Raw genomic sequence first — 17,148 nt, 5'->3', positions numbered from 1 at the left:
CGAAACAATCCGATACTAAACTTATACTCCTTTTCACCCCCGCGGATTCAAGTTGTTTCGATCCTGCTTAAACTCCCGGCCGAATAAACCCCTTTCCCGATGTTCCGGCATACCATTAAACCGGTTAACATCCAACACCATGAGCCGCCAGACTTCAGCCTAAATAAAGGTCGGACCATTGAAACCGGTTGAATTGGTTACAATCAATATCACCAGCGTCGCTTTGTAACAAAATAAATCTATGATCAATAAACTTTTGAACAGGGATTGGATAAATCGAATATTCAATCCCAGCGTGTCGGATAGCCAGTTACATGAAAAGCTGGAACAAGCGCGTCAAAATATGCCGATTCCGGTGTTTTGGTTATTAGGTAAAACACAAAGCGGTAAGTCCTCGATCATTCAAGCTTTAACCGGTTCGAGTCGCGCCGAGATTGGGCAAGGCTTTCGGTCGTGTACACGGCAGTCGGCGGTGTTTGACTTTCCCAACGAAGATACCGCTTTCGTGCGATTTCTGGATACCAAGGGTTTGGGCGAAGCGGACTATGATCCCAGCGAAGACATGGCTTGGTGTCAGAGCCAAGCGCATTTGCTAGTGGTTGTCATCAAAGCGATGGATCATGAGCTGGATGGCGTGCTATCGGCAACTCGAGCAGTCCGGATGGCTCATCCTGAATGGCCGTTACTCGTCATACAGACCTGTCTGCATGAAGGCTATCCGAGTAAGGCCACGAACCATCCTCAACCCTATCCGTTTTCAGGCGATCAATTCGACATTCATTGCCCAGCGGATTTGGCCCGCTCGATCAGCGTGCAAAGGCAGCATTTCAAAGCCTTAAACGCACAATTTGTCGCCGTCGATTTGACGCAGGCGGAAGATGGCTATGCCCCGGTGCACTACGGACTGGATGCATTATGGTCCGCCATCGAATCAGCGCTACCGATGGGCTTGCGGCAAATGTTATTGCAAAACCAATTGCATTCCGCTCAACTCAACGATGTCTATGCGCAACATGCTTATCCCCATGTGATGGGTTATGCCATTTCCGCCGGGCTGTTGGCGATGACCCCAATTCCGGCCGCCGGCATACCCTTGGTCGTCGCGGTACAAGGCAAAATGTTTCACAGCATTGCTTCGATTTATGGCGTGTCGCTGACGAAACGGAGCGTTTACGAAGTGATCAGTGCGGTGGGTATCGGTGGGCTGAGCATTGGCTATGGCGCACGCGAACTGGCCAAATTGATTCCCGGCTGGGGATCTTTGATTTCCGGGCTATCCACCGCCGCCATTACCTATGCATTGGGCATGACCTTAGGCTATTACTACGCTCAAACTCAACAAGGCCATGCGTTTACCGAGAAAATGCTGAAGGCGGTTTATGAAGAACAGTTACAACGTGGGCGCGAACTGCTAAAAGCACGCTTCAGGCAAAAATCCGAATCATGATGAAACATGCGCTATGGCCTTGGTTGGCATTATTGGTTATTGGGATAATCCCTTTCTTGGTCTTGTTGGTGATCGGGGCATGGTGGGTATGGCAACAACACTGGTTTTGGCTATGGCTAAATCTGGCGCTATTGTGTGCCGGCATGGTCTGGATTGCGGCACGTCAGCTCAATCGCTATCAAAAAAAGCCGTTCGCCGATAACGCTATTAAATTCGACACCCCATTTTCGCAACGCGACCAAGCGGCTTGGGACGCGGTGCGGGCTTCGATACCCAGGATTAGCCAAGAGACTCGGCAAAAACTGGATCAAATCGATACCTGGCTGGCGATTGGTCAGCAGGTATTGGTGTTGGTGGCTCGCCATTATCGTCCCAAGGCTAAGCACCCTGAAATGGATATACCGGTTACCGAGCTGTTGCGTATGGCCGAGCAGGTTTGCCATGATTTGCATGAACAAATTCAGAGCAATTTTCCGCTTAGCCATGTAGTGACTTTGGCCGATGGATTGAATCTTCAGCGTTGGCTGGATCATTTGAGTGATGCCAATGCAGCGTTTCGTTTAGGCCGGCTGATATTAAATCCCCTGACGGGCGGTTTATACGAAGCTAAAAATTATGCCCAAACCAAAGTGTTAGCCTTAACGCTGCCCCGGCTTCAAGATTGGCTGCTGGAGATGTATATTCAGAAAGTAGGGCATTATGCGATTTTGTTGTACAGCGGGCGCATGGCGGTAGAGCCGCAAAAAATTGATGTCTTGTCAGCCAAGTCGAAGGAAGACGGTCAACAAGCGCTGAAGACGGCATCGAACCAAGAACCGTTACGGTTTTTGCTGGCCGGACAAACCAATGCCGGCAAATCAACCTTGATCAATAGCTTGTTCGATTCGCCACGCGCGGCGGCAGATGTGGTGTCTTGCACGGACGCCATCGTACCCTATGTACTGGAGAGCGAAGGCCGGTTTTCCGGCTTAATTTTCGACACGCCGGGTTATGGCGAAAACACCGCTTGGTTGGCTGACAATCGGCAAGAGTTAGATAAAACCGATTTGGTCATATTGGTCTGTAATGCCAATAATGCCGCTAGATCGGCTGATCGCCGGTTTCTACAGGAATTTCAGCAACACTTCAAGGACCAACCAAACCGAAAAATTCCACCCATGATAGTGGCGGTTACACATATCGATCAGCTGCGTCCGGTTCGAGAATGGCAGCCACCCTATGATGTGGTCGAGCCCAATTGTGCCAAGGCCGCCAACATTCGGGCCGCCATGGATGCTATTCAACTGGATTTATCGCTACTTGAAAATACGCTCATCGTTCCGGTTAGCCTGAGTCATAACGACGGCTTGGGACCCTATAACATCGATTCGTTATTGTTAGCCATGGGGCGGCAAATGGATGAAGCCAATCGAGCGCGCTTACTAAGATGTTTGAAGGACGCCAAAACCAAGGAGAAGTGGAGTCAGTTGTGGCGGCAAGTGACTAACTCTAGCCGATGGTTTTTAAGCAAAATTGGAGACAGCTTGCCTTGAAAAAATCCAAGGCTATCGTTTTAATACACAATCTTGTTAGCCAGAGGGGGTAGGCATTCCATGGACATTGGCATATCGGTAGGCGCAGGAAACACTTATGCTTATTCCGGCCTACATAACTGGTTCCCAAACTCCAGTTTGGGAATCACGTCTTGAAAGCTCCAGCTTTCATTAATTTGGTCGGGAAGCCAGAGCTTCCAAGATCAAGTAACCAAGCTGGAGCTTGGTTACCAGTTAAAACAATGCCGCGTGGGCACAAACCGTGCCCACCCTACTCGGCTACCATGATCTGGTTCCCAAACTCCGGTTTGGGAACGACGCCTTGAAAGCTCCAGCTTTCATTGATTTGATCGGGAAGCTAGAGCTTCCAAAATCGCGTAACCAAGCTGGAGCTTGGTTACCAGTCAAACGGGGTTAGTCCCGTATGCCGCGCCGAGTACCGGAGCTTTCGGCGGGATCAGCCCAAAGGGGTGCGGCATGGATGCCGCACGTTGCCGGAGGTAACAGGGACGTGCCTTCCGGCAACCCCCGCCGAAAGCGAGGAACGCAGGGAATAAGCGGCATCCGGGTGTCTTTTCTTTTGGATACTTTTCTTTGGACAAGCAAAGAAAAGTATCGCGGTTGCCGGTCCGCGAACCGGCGTTAAATCAAGCTTCGCGATAGCGAAACCATTAAACCTAAAGGTATTTCAATCAAAACATGCGTCCGATTACGCTGTCGCTAATCGGACCTTGTATTATCAAACCGTGCTTTTCAAGGGATAATCAACCGTGAAAACACACCTGAGGGGCGCCTCAGGTTTGGGTCACTGGATGCCGTATCGGAGCTTGGATTTTTAAATCCCCCGCGTAGATCATTGCAGCAGTGACCCACCCTCGATCAACGATCGGACAGTCTCTTCGGCCCGGATTCCGGCAGCCTGTATTCACAAGGTAGATCATTTGAGGTTTTCATGTCCCATTTTTATCTCGGTATCGATGTTTCAAAAGCCAAGCTGGATTGCGCGTTACGCTTGCCGAGCGGCAAGTCTCGCGCCAAAGTCATACCCAACTCTCTCGAAGGCTTTGCGACTTTATTGACGTGGTTAAACACCCAAAAAGCCGAATCCGTGCACGTCTGCATGGAAGCGACCGGCATTTATTGGGAAGACGTTGCTCAGCATCTGGCAACCGCCGGCTTAACCGTCAGCGTCGTCAATCCTGCGCAAATCAAGGCCTATGGTGCTTCACGGCTCACCCGCAGTAAAACCGATACGATTGATGCCAAGCTCATCGCCGATTTCTGCGCCGAGCGTCAACCGCCTGTCTGGCAACCGCGTAGCGAGGCCGAAGTGACACTACGCGCACTCGTGTTACGCCTTGACGCCTTACAAACCATGCGCACCCAAGAAAGCAACCGCTTACAGGTAGCCCGCGAAGCCGTGCGCGAGGACATTCAGCAGCATCTGAATTGGCTAGATGCCGCTATCCAGCAGTTGATTGACGCCATCAACGATCATATCGACCACCATCCCGATCTAAAGCAACAACGCGAACTGCTCGACAGCATCCCCGGCATTGGTGAGCGCACCAGCGCTATTATCCTGGCGTTCTATGCTGATACCTCGCGCTTCGCCAATAGCCGACAAGCCGCAGCTTTTGCCGGACTCGATCCTAGGCAATACGAATCGGGCAGTAGCATCAAGGGCAAACCCAGGCTTTCCAAAATCGGCCATGCCTTCCTGCGCAAAGCGCTCTATATGCCGGCCATGGTGACACTGGGGGAGTATGTCGACAAGAAACGCAAAGGATTTAACTGAAGCCGCTATTGGCAGTATCCTGGGAACCGCTGTTGGTGATGCCTTAGGTTTGCCCTGTGAAGGACTTTCCAGACGTCGTCAACGCCGCTGGTTTCCATCCTTGGATGGCTATCATCTGTTATTGGGCAAAGGGCTCTGCTCCGATGACACCGAACATACCTGCATGATTACCCAATCGATACTCGTATCTGGCAGTAATGAGCAAAGTTTTGCACGGGATTTTGCTTGGCGTTTGCGGTGGTGGTTAGCTGGGCTTCCCGCTGGGATCGGCTTAGGCACGCTCCGTTCCATTCTCAAGCTATGGCTATTTCTGCCAAAAAAATACCAGGGTGTTTATTCTGCCGGCAATGGCCCTGCCATGCGAAGTGCGATATTAGGTGTTTGCTTCGCTGAGGACGAAAACCGGTTGAAACAGTTTGTTCGGATTAGCACTCGACTAACCCATACCGATCCTAAAGCAGAATGTGGGGCGCTCGCGATCGCATTAGCCGCCAGAAACTCAATGCGACATCAATCTTTCGACGAATTCATAGAAGATTTAGCACGCTTGACCCGAGAACATCTCCAAGCGGGTCATGAACTGCAAGAGCTGGCGATCATGATCCGAGAGAGCGTCAATATCGGAGAATCTACCGAACAATTTGTAAAAAAATTGGGTTGCCAAAAGGAAGTAACCGGTTACGTTTATCACAGCGTGCCGGCCGTGCTGCACGCTTGGCAGTCCTATCCTAACGATTTTCATAGCGCTCTTCGGGCAATCATTCGCTGTGGTGGCGATACGGATACAACTGCTGCCATGTTGGGAGCCATTATCGGAGCCGGCGTCGGTAAACAAGGTATTCCCCATCAATGGTTGGATGACCTGATTGAATGGCCTCGCACAGTTTTCTGGATGGAAAATCTGGCAAGAAAGGCAGTCATGGCCGTCCAGAGTGGAAAACCAGACAAAGCTCATTCCCTCTCAATCACTGGTCTGGCAATCAGAAATGTTGGATTCTTCCTTCTGGTACTGATGCATGGCTTTCGGCGTTTGCTGCCCCCCTATTAACAGGCTGTTGAAAATTGCCCGCATACCTTCGGATTCGCTGCCCTTTTTCGAGTTTTTGGCAGCCTGGAAGCCCGATCAGGCTTCAAAACTCGGTTTTAGCCGATTATATTCGCCCCGAAGGGGGTTAAATTCCGCCTTTTGGCGGATTTCAGGCGCACGACCGCCTAGGCGGTACTGTAACGCCAGCCGAAAATGGCCCCCATTCGCGTCAGGTTATAAGCGGCAAAGGTAAAAATCGTTTGCGCGGCGACCTTCTTCAAACCACGGAATTTGGTTTGCCGTAGCGGGCCAACGGTCTTGGCCCAGCCGAATACTTCTTCGATCCGTTTGCGGATTTTGAGGCTCTTGCGGTAACCGTCGTGTCGGGTTGTGCGGCCGTCAATGGCCGAGCCTTTGTGATGTGTCAACACTTTTCCGGACACACAGCTAAGCAGCTTTAAGCTGCAATTCGTAGTCAACGGGCGACAGGTACCATTCCAAAGGATGAACATAAATAAATCGCACGTCGTAATCGCTATCAGGCGACGGATAGCCCCAGGCCCGACAGCCAGATTCGCAGGCATAGAGGATTTGAATTTGATGTGCTTTGGCAATGACATGCAGACGAGCGTTAATTAAGGCTCTGGTTACTTCGGGGATCAAAGGATTATCAATCATTGGCATGGTGCTTTATTGATTTAAACCAAGCCGCAAAACGCTGCTTAACCTCGGCTTTCAGCGCTTTGGCGATCTTATAAACCTTGGTTTCCGTTATTTTTTGATGAGCCCAACGCAACCAACGCCTAATTGTCGCGTAAACAAAGGCCAAAACCCTAAAAGTAAGGAGCTGTGGTTTGGTCAGGGCGAACACCCTTGAAACCAGCAACGTACCCAAAAGTTTAGCGACGATTTCCAGCAATACGCCCTGCAAAATCAGGCCATGTGCAAGTAGCGCAAAGGCGGCGAGATTGATTGGCGTCACAATCAGAAGCGGAATCGTAAACGCCATCAATGCGACGTGCGGCGAAGCTTGACTGAGCCAGCGTTCTACAACTTCCAGGTGGAGCAGCCTAATCAGAACATGACCAAAGGCAGATAATGCATCCCAAAGCCACTCTTCAATGATCAGGATGATCGCCAGTATAGATAGCAGAAGTTTTTTCATGTTTTGGTCCGTCGATTCAATCCAGCTTGTAACTTTTCCCGATCCAATTCTTGCTCCGAATGCGAGATCACAATGGTGGCAACGGCATTACCGATCATGTTGGTGATCGCCCGTGCTTCGGACATGAATCGGTCGATGCCCAAGATCAGAGACAATGTGGCAACCGGCACCGTCGGTACAACAAGCCAAGGTAGCGGCTAAAGTAATGAATCCAGCGTCTGTCACGGCTGAAGCCGCTTTGCTGGTGAGCATGGCGACCAACAGAAGCGTTAGCTGTTGTGTCAGTGAAAGCTCGATGTTCAAGGCTTGTGCCACAAATAGCGCCGCCATGGTCAAATAGATATTGGTACCGTCCAAGTTAAACGAATAACCGGATGGCGTGACCAAACCCAAGACCGAACGCGGACAGCCCAACTGCTCCAATTTATGCATCAGCGGCACCAAGGCGGATTCCGATGATTAAGTCCCTAAAACGATCAGCAATTCTTCTTTGATGTAGCGAAGCAACTTAAAAATACTCAATTGGGTCATTCTACCAATAACACCTAAAACCCCCACCACAAACAAGCTACAGGTCAAATAAAAACTGCCCATTAGCATCGCCAGCGGCTTGAGGGCTTCTACACCATATTTGCCGATCGTGAATGCCATGACTGCCCCTGCGCCTAACCCAAAAGTCCGCCACAAACAATGGCAACGATCACCCAAGCATAAAGATTGGACTTTGGGGTGTTAGCAGGCTTCTTGAGTAGTTTCATGCATGAATTCAGTTGGCTAAATCATTCTGGAAGCAGCGTGCAATCGCCGCTTAGGATCTTGACGATAATACAACTGCAATTGCCGATAGACTTCGGGAAATTGGCTATCCAGCCGTTCTGGATGACAGAAAAAAACTTCACTGACCACCGCAAAAAATTCAGCAGGACTGTGGGCCGCGTAAGGGTCTAACCCACTGTTATATTGGTATTCGAGGCTATGATTCAGAGCTTCATAAGCTTGACTCATGACCTCCGTCCATTCGGATACAGACATGCCATAATGCAATGGCGGATAACCATTGGTAGTTCCGTTCAATGCGTCCAGTTTATGGGCGATTTCATGGATCACGACATTACGAGGGCTTTGCTGCATATCCTGCTCAACATCAGCCCAGGATAGCACGATTGGCCCGCGCGACCAGGATTCGCCGCTTAAGACGTGGTCTTGATGATGAACGACACCAACGGCATCTGCCGTATCCCGACTCACGCGAAAAGGACCTCGGTAGACAATGACATCCGTCCAACCTGATAAGCAGCTCAGTCCAATTTCCAATATGCACAGGCAGGTTTGCACAGCGATGCCTACTCGCATGTAGTCAGTCAGTTGAAAACCTTGAGCCCCGATAAAATTTTTTTCATACAAAAACAAGGTCGTCAGTTCCCGTAGATGGGCTTTTTCAACGGCAGTCAGGCCTTGCAACAGACTTAAATGATCGACAATCTCCAGCCACAAGCCATGAGCGATGGCATGACGATGCAGGATATAGCGGATGCGGGCGCGTTTTAAAATATTCAAGATCAATCAGCATGACGTAATGGAAAACGATATGGGAATGACGAAATGAGCTTGTCACATTTCTGTCATGTTCCTGCTCTACACTAGACGTTTGATGTGAATTTAAATAGGTTGTTGTTTTGTTTGACAAGATTAAAGAACTAATCGGTTACAGTGTTTTGGCGAATGAACGCGATACCGAAGATTTTCACATAGGGTTTGAATTAACGCTCCCTCGTGAATTGCTGGAGATTTTGGCAGGAAAACCCCATTCCAGTCAGATCAAGTCTATAAACGTTTTCGAGAAAGAAAACTCCTTCCTTGATGAGCACGAATTAGCACTTGGCTAAAGTAGGCCATCACCTGTGTGCATGGCCATATTAGCGATGCGAATGCGCAGCGAAAACGGGAATCCAGCCTGAAGTTTGCAGGCTGGATTCCTAGAAGCGCCATCCAGGGTAGGTTTCGCCTTGCTCAACCCAGTCCTGTGCCAATCACACCGGCGGTTACGTGAAATACAGCTCTCGCAATTGAAGCTTCGATGCAGCACTTAACTCTTTGCCATCGCTTTTGCGGCTGACCGTGTACATACCTTTGACAAGAACGATTTCCTCGCCCTCGTTAGCAAAGCCAACAACATTATGATTGGCGTCGAATGGTATACGATGCAGGCCGCCGTTGTGGCTGTTGAAGTCGGCGATAATCCCCATATGCGGCGGGTTTTTAACTGATTCCCACCAAGGCAGTTTGCCGGCGTCGTGCGCCCAGGTTTCGCCCAGGGCTTTCGGCGGCAGGCAGCGCTCTACCAGCCGTTGGCCGATCACAGCATATTGCTGACGGCTGATTTTCTCGGGTTCGGAGCCAACCATATCCTGACATTCAAGAATATCGCCGCTCAGAAATGCATCTGCTGAAGAAACGACGCGGTTCCAAGCGCCATCAAGATTTTTGTGTTCAAACATTTCATTCCCCTTAGTCGATTTGATTTGTAAAGACATTAAGAGCCAAGCAAAATCATGACCAATTCCAACCGGCTTCAAAATCTGGAAATAATAAACCGGAAATAGGCAGTAACTATTTGTTTTTAAATCATTAAATATAAAACGATAGTGCTTCCCTGGCAAACCCAAAACCTGCAAAAAAAGCCCATTCGCCGGAATGTTTAACAAGAGTCCGACAACTTATCGAATTCCCGACAAAAACAGTCAGGATTATAAGGTTATTGGCACAAACTTATTTCAGTATTGAAATCCGCAACAGGTTTCAATCGGAATGGGAGACTGATTTGAGGTGAAATATGCAGTAATCGGCAATTGCCAATTCAGTTGGGCTGGATGACCCTAATGTTTCTCGGTGTACAATCTCTTTTTACGCTGATTACATTTACAAATAATTAATGGGCTTTGAACAACTTGCATCCCTCAGAGATAAACTTGCACAACAAGCGGCAGCTGAGAAGTTATTAAAAAACCAAAAGAAACCAGTTGATGGAACACCTGCAAAGAAGACCGCTAAAGTCGATCCGCTATTACCTATTATCGGGTTGCTTCAGAAAACCTTTCCCCTGGCTTTCCCTAAAAAACCTGACTCCAAAGTACCTCTTAAAATTGGTATCCACAACGATATACTTGAGCAAGCCGACCGGCTGGAGATCAATAAAAATGACTTACGCGCGGCGATTAAAGCTTGGTGCTGGGGTAATCGTTACTGGGAATGCCTTGTAGAAGATACCGTCAGGGTTGATCTGAACGGAAACACAGCGGGCCAGGTGACGAAAGCTGATGCGGATCGGGCAAGGAAATTGAAAGATGGGCGGCGGACAAAGCCGAAGTCGTAACTGTGCCAACTGAGAGCATGTAGCCTCAATAAGTTCGGTGCCAATTACCCCGACCGATCAAAATAGTTGACGTTGGATTTTAGCGCTGTTTGTATACAGGCATCCACATTTCAAACAAAACTGGGCCTATATGGAAAATCGCACTGAACAATTGCAAGAGATCGAAACGGTTACTCTGAAGCATTACAATCTGAATGCTGAATCCTATTGGGCTGGCACAAAAGATCACGATGTCACGCAAAACTATGCGGCTTTTCTACGGCCGTTTCCAAAGGATAAAAAACTGGATATTTTAGATCTGGGTTGTGGACCAGGGAGAGATGTCAGTTATTTCAAGGCATTGGGTCACCGGCCTATAGGTCTGGATGGCAGCGAAGTATTTTGCGGTATGGCTCGGGCCTATACGGGGTGTCAGATTCTGCATCAAACCTTTCTTAATTTGGATTTGCCCCGCAATGCGTTCGATGGCATCTTTGCGAACGCGTCTTTGTTTCATGTTCCCAGCCAGGCACTGCCGAGCGTACTGGATGACTTGCACTCGACCTTGAGAGAGGGTGGTATTTTATTTATATCTAACCCGCGCGGCGAAGGCGAAGGCTGGTCTGGACAAAGATATGGCCATTACATGCAAATCGACACCAGCGAACTATTTCTAGCGAGAGCGGGCTTTGAAATACTCGATTTTTATTTCCGTCCTGAAGGTAAACCTCTAAACGAGCAACCCTGGTTAGCAATTCTGGCTATGAAACTACGTTGAGACTCACTAATTCTCATCATGAAATAGCTGTCATTTCTCATGAAACAACTTATGCTGGACACTTGATATTTTTGTCCGAAACCTATTTCCCCTCATTTTCAAAAAGTCAATCTCCATACGGGCCATTCAGATTTGTAAAACTTTAACGCGATCATGAGCAAGTGACGGCCAGAAGCGGACCGCCACGTTATATGCTTCAGCGACAGCAGTTGAGTTGATAGCCGCCTGTTTGTTTATGCTATAGAAGATTCTTGATTGGTTGAGGAGTGGCAATGCATACATGTATTCGACCTGCTCAGTAGCACCCTAAACTGAAGGCCGTCATCTTTATTCTTTACTGAAATAGTATTTTTTCGCTTTTAAAAAAGGCTGTTTGATTCCAAAAACCTTAGTTCTCCAATAACCATTCAAAGTCGAGACCGCTGTTCCAAGGAGCCTAGAAGCATGATAGAACGAATCACTGTCCCTGATAATTCCACAATGCTTTAAATTCCTAAAAAAAATTATATTGGCAAAATGAAACCTTTCAGTTTCAGTTGTAGGACTCAACATGAGATATAACTTTCTACAACTTGTCCTTTGAACGGGAACTCCGCTTTCATATAGCACCCGCCACACAAAGCCAGAGCAATCGAATCTTTTCGGCCCCTCTCTGTATAGCTTATATGGTTTATTCAAATAGAGAGGAATCGTTTCTTCAATTTTTTGATAAATATCTTTGGAAGCAGCCGTTGCATTACCGGTAAGATTAAGATAGAAACATCCTATGAAAAGGATCGTTACCAAACTTGCTTTAAGAGACATGACTATTACTATTATTGAATAGCGTTACCCACTACAAGCCCTAATCCGATAAATAAGCCGGCAAGAAAAATACCTACGGCCAAATTACCAGACTTTAATTCTTCTCCAAAGTTCATCCGATAGATAACACGATCAAAAATTTTGTAGCTCAAAATAAAACCCAACAGCCCTAAAGCTAGTGAAGCAATAATCGATATTACATAATACAATATGTCCATATGCACTCCTAAGAAATGGATGTTATAAACTCGCTAAAAATACAATGCTACGCGCTAAACAGTGAGGTATCAACAGCGCTTATCTACAGCGATAATAAAATGAAGTCGCTATCATCGATTGATAAAGTATCGAATGCACTTCCAGCCCCTTGATCAAACCTGGAGAAGTGGAGTCAGTTGTGGCGGCAAGTTACTAACTCTAGCCAATGGTTTTTAAGCAAAATTGAAGACAGCTTGCCTTGAAAAAATCCAAGGCTATTGTTTTAAGACACATCTTGTTAGCCTGGGAGATAGGCATTCTATGGGCATGGGCATTGGCATGTGGGTAGGCGTTTCTGGCGAGTTCATGCTTGCCGGAAACGCTTATGCTTACTCCGGCCTACATAACTGGTTCCCAAACTCCAGTTTGGGAACCACGTCTTGAAAGCTCCAGCTTGGTTACCAGTCAAACGGGGTTAGTCCCGTATGCCGCGCCGAGCACCGGAGCTTTTGGCGAGATCAGCCCGAAGGGGAGCGGCAGGGATGCCGCTCGTTTTCGGAGGGCTAGGACAGCCCTTCCGAAAACCCTCGGCAAAAGCGAGGAGCGCAGGAAACAAGCGGCGTTCGGGTGTCTTTTCTTTTGGATACTTTTCTTTGGACAAGCAAAGAAAAGTATCGCGGTTGCCGGTCCGCGAACCGGTATTAAATCAAGCCTCGCGATAGCGAATCATTGTTTCAAGACGACGCAGAGCGTCTGGGACGGCATTCCCTCGTTGGAACGTGGGAACGATGAAATAAACTTAATGCCACCAATATTGCCGCTCCGATTTACGGCATAGGGAATAAGGGCACCCAGAGTAAGCCGCGTTGTGGCGATTAAGCCCGCAGCGCGGGCAAGTCCGACGTTCCCACGTAGCGAGTGGGAAAACATGCGTCCGATTACGCTGACGCTAATCGAACCTACGGCTTTACAGAAGGTAAAGCACAGGCTTCAGCAATAGTCTTAGCTCCATCAGGAATCACCAATCCTTCAATTTCATCAGTAACATCTACCCGCAATAGTTCTCTTCCCGAAGCTCCTGAAAGACCGACCGCCCAAAGGAAAAGTTCAGCACCTACTAGAGTTGGTGAGAGTAGCATTCCTCCATTATGTGCCTGTAACCTTGGGCCATGTTGTTTATGAAGAAATTCAGCGCTCCCATATGCCTTTAGAGCAATTAAACCATGTTTATCCAATCCATTTAAGGTATGCGAAAGAATTGAGTCAAAGTCTTCGGTTTCGTCGAATGCCATAGCCCCGTAAAATACTTCCCACGGAATAAATACTTTCATCGTCACATTGCAATCATTGCTGAGGCCAAGATTCAAGTCTTGACCTCGAAATTTTTTATTTATAATAGAGTAAAAAATGTAGTGAAAGCGAAGTTGATAAACAGAAAGGTCTTTTACCATCGCCAACATAGCAACAGCACGGTCATCACGTTTGTTGTTTGATCGAGAAGATGCAAGAATGCCGCCATAGTATTCGGCAGTTAATTCATCTTCACAAAACCGCCCTTCATCAATTATGTGTTTAAGAACTCTGGGATTAACAGAACTCCCGTCGTCCAGTTGAGATCCAGTCTTTTTCTTTGCCATGCTGAAAATATTGTCTAAGTTGATATTACATTTGGCGATGAGATTTTTAGTTTCATTGCCAATGTAATCGGCAGAAGGTCCTAGCAATTTTTCAAGTATTTCTTTAGATCCTAATACCGCAAGCCCCGTCCCAACCCCGACATTAGTCAAAGAATTTATTATTTCTTCCATATGATTTCAGATTATTGATTAGGCCCGAAGGGCACATAAGCGATAGCGTCATGCTCCAATTGTTTAAATGCCATCCGGCGGAAGGCGCTACGCTTTTCCGCCCTACATCACCCACATTTGGATTCCCCACAATTCAAACAAGTCATGCACCCATCCATCAACACCATCGCCTTGGTCGAACACTTGTTGCACAACACCGCTTGCTCCGGAAACGCCTGTCCTTCCGACTCGCCATGCAGGGCTTCGAATTCTCGGCGTTTTTCGTCCAATAACTGCTGGTGATGGTCGCTGAGCTTTTCCGGCTTGATCATGCCGATGTGTTTCATGTGCGATTCGATGGCATGGCCGATCTCGGCCACCAGGGACGGCATGAACACCCCGCCTTTCTTGAAATAACCGCCGTGAGGGTCGAACACCGCCTTCATTTCTTCCACCAAAAAGGTGGCGTCGCCGCCCTTGCGGAATACCGCCGAAATCAGCCGGGTCAGCGCCAGCACCCACTGGAAGTGTTCCATATTCTTGGAATTGATGAAGATTTCGTAGGGCCGGCGCTCTTCGTGAGGCGTATCCTGGTTGAGGATGATGTCGTTGATGGTGATGTACAAGGCATGCTCGGACTGGGGCGTCTTGATCTTGTAAGTCGAACCCAGCAGGACTTCCGGGCGGGCCAGATTTTCATTCATCGATTCCAGCGATGGTTGTTCCGCTTCCGGTTGCGCGGTTTCGGCGTTTTCTTTGGCTAGCACTTTGTAGCCGACGATTTTTTTGTTGATTTTGTGTAGGGTCATGGGGTATCTCATATTCTGTGTAGGTTGGGTTAGCGATAGCGTAACCCAACACTCATCAAGGCCAAATGTCGGGTTACGGCTAGCGCCTAACCCAACCTACGTTTTCGAGCATCAAAACTTGCCGTAATAGCCTTCCTTCAAGGCGTCGAACAAATTGGCGGCGGTGTGGGTTTCGCCGTCGTATTCCACTTCCTCGTTACCCTTGAATTCCACCACATGGCCGTCCTCCAGCGTGAATTGGTAGGTGGTGTTTTCCAGATCGGATTCCTTGACCAATACGCCCTGGAACACTTCCGGGTTGAAGCGGAAGGTGGTGCAGCCTTTCAGGCCCTGGTCGTAGGCGTATTCGTAGATGGACTTGAAGTCTTCGTAGGGATAGTCGGTCGGCACGTTGGCGGTCTTGGAGATGGAGGAATCTATCCATCTTTGCGCGGCGGCCTGGATGTCGACGTGCTGCTTGGGCGTGACTTCGTCGGCGGAGATGAAGTACTCCGGCAATTGCTGGTCGGGATTCTCGCTGTACGGCATCGCTTCCGGATTGACCAGATGGCGATAGGCCAACAGTTCGAACGAGAACACGTCGATTTTTTCCTTGGACTTTTTACCTTCGCGGATCACGTTGCGCGAATAGTGGTGGGCAAAGCTGGGCTCGATGCCGTTGCTGGCGTTGTTGGCCAGGGACAGCGAGATGGTGCCGGTCGGCGCGATCGAGCTATGGTGGGTAAAACGGCAACCGACTTCGGCCAACTCGTCCACCAGTTCCGGCAATTCTTGTGCGACTTTCTGCATGTAACGGCTGTATTTGGCGTGCAACACCCTGCCCGGCACTTGGTCGCCGAGTTTGTAGCCGTCGGCTTTCATTTCCGGACGCTTGTGCAGCATTTCGCCGGTCACGGTAAACAGCTGTTCCATGATCGGCGCCGGGCCTTTTTCCTTGGCCAGTTCCAGGCCGGCTTTCCAGCCTTCCAACGCCAGTTCCTTGGTGACTTGTTCGGTGAACGCCAGCGATTCTTCATTGCCATATTTCATGCCCAGCATGGTGATGGTCGAGCCCAGGCCCAGATAACCCATGCCGTGGCGGCGTTTACCGGTGATTTCATCGCGTTGTTTTTCCAGCGGCAGGCCGTTGATCTCGACGACGTTATCCAGCATGCGGGTAAAGATGCGGATGGTTTTGCGGTAGGCTTCCCAATCGAAAGTGGCTTCCTCGCCGAAGGGTTTTTCGACGAAGCGGGTCAGGTTGATAGAGCCCAGCAAGCAACTGCCGTAGGGCGGCAGCGGCTGTTCGCCGCAAGGGTTGGTGGCGCGGATGTGCTCGCAGAACCAGTTGTTGTTCATCTCGTTGACCTTGTCGATCAGGATGAAGCCTGGCTCGGCGTAATCGTAGGTCGAGGACATGATGATGTCCCACAAACGCCGAGCCCGCATTTCCTTGGTGATGCGGCAGGCGACCAGGCCGGCCTCGTTGACCACATAGCCTTTCTTGTTGGGCAGATCCCGCCAGACGATTTTGCCGGTGTCGGTCAGATCCAGTTTGTCGACAGTGGCTTCGCGCTCGGTGACCGGGAAGGACAGATACCATTGACTGTCGTTTTTAACGGCTTCGACGAATTCGCTGGTAATCAGCAACGACAGATTGAACTGGCGCAAACGGCCGTCTTCGCGCTTGGCGCGGATGAAGTCCACCACGTCCGGATGCGCCACGTCGAAAGTCGCCATCTGCGCGCCACGTCGGCCGCCGGCCGACGACACCGTGAAACACATCTTGTCGTAAATATCCATGAACGACAGCGGCCCGGAGGTATAGGCGCCGGCCCCGGACACATAAGCATCGCGCGGCCGCAAAGTAGAGAATTCGTAGCCGATGCCGCAGCCGGCCTTCAAAGTCAGCCCCGCTTCGTGCACCTTGGCCAGAATATCGTCCATCGAATCTTCGATGATGCCGGACACGGTGCAGTTGATGGTGGAGGTGGCGGGCTTATGCTCCAGTGCGCCGGCATTGGAAACGATGCGGCCAGCCGGTATCGCGCCCTTGCGTAGCGCCCAGAGGAAATCCTTGTATTGCTGGTCCTGCAGGGCCTTGGTCTTTTCGACGCTGGATAACGCCTTGGCGACACGCTTGTAGGTTTCGTCGATGTTGGCGTCTATGGCTTTGCCGTCCTTGGTTTTTAAACGGTACTTGCTGTCCCAGATGTCCAGCGAGGCGCTTTGCAGCGGGATGTCGGCATTGTTTGGCGTCACAACATGGAGTTTTGCAGTCATTCGTCGGTTCCTTGTCTGGATGGTTGTACGGTTCGATTGCGGCGCTGACGGGCAAAAATCGCCTAAGACATTGATGTGCAATCGATTTGAAGCGGAAAACACTCAGGCGGCTTTAAATACCGCATATAGTGCCTATGGATAAATATTAACACAACATATTGTGTTTTTATCGGTATTTTTTGCACTAAA

Annotated in this window: 16 protein-coding genes and 2 pseudogenes; 7 read left to right on the top strand and 11 right to left on the bottom strand. The window is 49.3% G+C overall.

Features of this window, described 5'->3' with window-relative positions; translation table 11 throughout:
• Positions 1–241: 241 nt before the first annotated feature.
• The 4 genes from IVG45_RS03195 (at position 242) to IVG45_RS03180 (ending at position 5,825) form a co-directional block, all read left to right on the top strand.
• Positions 242–1,447: a GTPase family protein gene (locus IVG45_RS03195; protein ID WP_196436452.1), complete on the top strand. Its 1,206-nt coding sequence runs from the start codon at positions 242–244 to the stop codon at positions 1,445–1,447.
• A complete protein-coding gene (locus tag IVG45_RS03190) occupies positions 1,444–2,979 on the top strand; it encodes a GTPase (protein ID WP_196436451.1) in 1,536 nt (511 codons plus the stop codon). The genes IVG45_RS03195 and IVG45_RS03190 overlap by 4 nt, the downstream gene beginning before the upstream one ends.
• Positions 2,980–3,931: 952 nt before the next feature.
• A complete protein-coding gene (locus IVG45_RS03185; protein ID WP_230874733.1) occupies positions 3,932–4,777 on the top strand; it encodes an IS110 family transposase in 846 nt (281 codons plus the stop codon).
• Positions 4,746–5,825: an ADP-ribosylglycohydrolase family protein gene (locus IVG45_RS03180; protein ID WP_196436450.1), complete on the top strand. Its 1,080-nt coding sequence runs from the start codon at positions 4,746–4,748 to the stop codon at positions 5,823–5,825. Before IVG45_RS03185 ends, IVG45_RS03180 begins: the two co-directional genes overlap by 32 nt.
• A gap of 164 nt (positions 5,826–5,989) precedes the next feature.
• Here IVG45_RS03180 and IVG45_RS22535 read toward each other — a convergent pair.
• From IVG45_RS22535 to IVG45_RS03155, 5 genes and pseudogenes are all read right to left on the bottom strand, one after another.
• Positions 5,990–6,229, bottom strand: a pseudogene (locus IVG45_RS22535) (transposase); the annotation flags it as partial.
• A gap of 22 nt (positions 6,230–6,251) precedes the next feature.
• Complete coding sequence (locus IVG45_RS03170; protein WP_230874732.1) at positions 6,252–6,482, bottom strand: DNA polymerase beta superfamily protein; 231 nt, start codon at positions 6,480–6,482, stop codon at positions 6,252–6,254.
• Positions 6,475–6,969: a hypothetical protein gene (locus IVG45_RS03165; protein ID WP_196436448.1), complete on the bottom strand. Its 495-nt coding sequence runs from the start codon at positions 6,967–6,969 to the stop codon at positions 6,475–6,477. The genes IVG45_RS03170 and IVG45_RS03165 overlap by 8 nt, the downstream gene beginning before the upstream one ends.
• 87 nt (positions 6,970–7,056) lie before the next feature.
• Positions 7,057–7,620, bottom strand: a pseudogene (locus IVG45_RS03160) (cation:dicarboxylate symporter family transporter).
• A 123-nt stretch (positions 7,621–7,743) separates the two neighbouring features.
• Complete coding sequence (locus tag IVG45_RS03155; protein WP_196436447.1) at positions 7,744–8,526, bottom strand: zinc-dependent peptidase; 783 nt, start codon at positions 8,524–8,526, stop codon at positions 7,744–7,746.
• A 119-nt stretch (positions 8,527–8,645) separates the two neighbouring features.
• Between IVG45_RS03155 and IVG45_RS03150 the strand changes: the two genes are divergently transcribed.
• Complete coding sequence (locus IVG45_RS03150; protein WP_196436446.1) at positions 8,646–8,855, top strand: hypothetical protein; 210 nt, start codon at positions 8,646–8,648, stop codon at positions 8,853–8,855.
• Between the two features lie 156 nt (positions 8,856–9,011).
• Here the strand turns inward: IVG45_RS03150 and IVG45_RS03145 are convergent, their stop codons facing one another.
• Positions 9,012–9,674 (bottom strand): hypothetical protein, encoded by a 663-nt coding sequence (locus IVG45_RS03145; protein ID WP_230874731.1) that lies wholly within the window; start codon positions 9,672–9,674, stop codon positions 9,012–9,014.
• 227 nt (positions 9,675–9,901) lie between these two features.
• Here IVG45_RS03145 and IVG45_RS03140 point away from each other — a divergent pair, with 227 nt between their 5' ends.
• Both IVG45_RS03140 and IVG45_RS03135 read left to right on the top strand, forming a co-directional pair.
• A complete protein-coding gene (locus tag IVG45_RS03140; protein ID WP_196436445.1) occupies positions 9,902–10,342 on the top strand; it encodes a ProQ/FinO family protein in 441 nt (146 codons plus the stop codon).
• A gap of 130 nt (positions 10,343–10,472) precedes the next feature.
• The gene (locus IVG45_RS03135) at positions 10,473–11,099 is read left to right on the top strand and encodes a class I SAM-dependent methyltransferase (protein WP_196436444.1); all 627 of its coding nucleotides are present in this window, start codon (positions 10,473–10,475) and stop codon (positions 11,097–11,099) included.
• A gap of 327 nt (positions 11,100–11,426) precedes the next feature.
• Here the strand turns inward: IVG45_RS03135 and IVG45_RS03130 are convergent, their stop codons facing one another.
• The 5 genes from IVG45_RS03130 to IVG45_RS03110 all read right to left on the bottom strand — a co-directional run bounded on the left by IVG45_RS03130 (position 11,427) and on the right by IVG45_RS03110 (position 16,959).
• Positions 11,427–11,903: an NlpC/P60 family protein gene (locus IVG45_RS03130; RefSeq protein ID WP_196436443.1), complete on the bottom strand. Its 477-nt coding sequence runs from the start codon at positions 11,901–11,903 to the stop codon at positions 11,427–11,429.
• An 11-nt stretch (positions 11,904–11,914) separates the two neighbouring features.
• Positions 11,915–12,121 carry a DUF350 domain-containing protein gene (locus IVG45_RS03125; protein ID WP_196436442.1) on the bottom strand — a complete coding sequence of 69 codons (207 nt, stop codon included), beginning with the start codon at positions 12,119–12,121 and terminating at the stop codon, positions 11,915–11,917.
• 939 nt (positions 12,122–13,060) lie between these two features.
• A complete protein-coding gene (locus tag IVG45_RS03120; protein WP_196436441.1) occupies positions 13,061–13,909 on the bottom strand; it encodes a hypothetical protein in 849 nt (282 codons plus the stop codon).
• A gap of 107 nt (positions 13,910–14,016) precedes the next feature.
• Positions 14,017–14,697, bottom strand: a complete 681-nt coding sequence (locus IVG45_RS03115; protein WP_196436440.1) for a TSCPD domain-containing protein — start codon at positions 14,695–14,697, stop codon at positions 14,017–14,019.
• A 111-nt stretch (positions 14,698–14,808) separates the two neighbouring features.
• Positions 14,809–16,959 (bottom strand): adenosylcobalamin-dependent ribonucleoside-diphosphate reductase, encoded by a 2,151-nt coding sequence (locus IVG45_RS03110; protein ID WP_196436439.1) that lies wholly within the window; start codon positions 16,957–16,959, stop codon positions 14,809–14,811.
• Between the last annotated feature and the right edge of the window lie 189 nt (positions 16,960–17,148).

It is taken from the genome of Methylomonas sp. LL1 (assembly GCF_015711015.1).
In the GTDB taxonomy this organism is placed as follows: domain Bacteria; phylum Pseudomonadota; class Gammaproteobacteria; order Methylococcales; family Methylomonadaceae; genus Methylomonas.
This window is presented reverse-complemented; position numbering and strand designations above follow the sequence as displayed.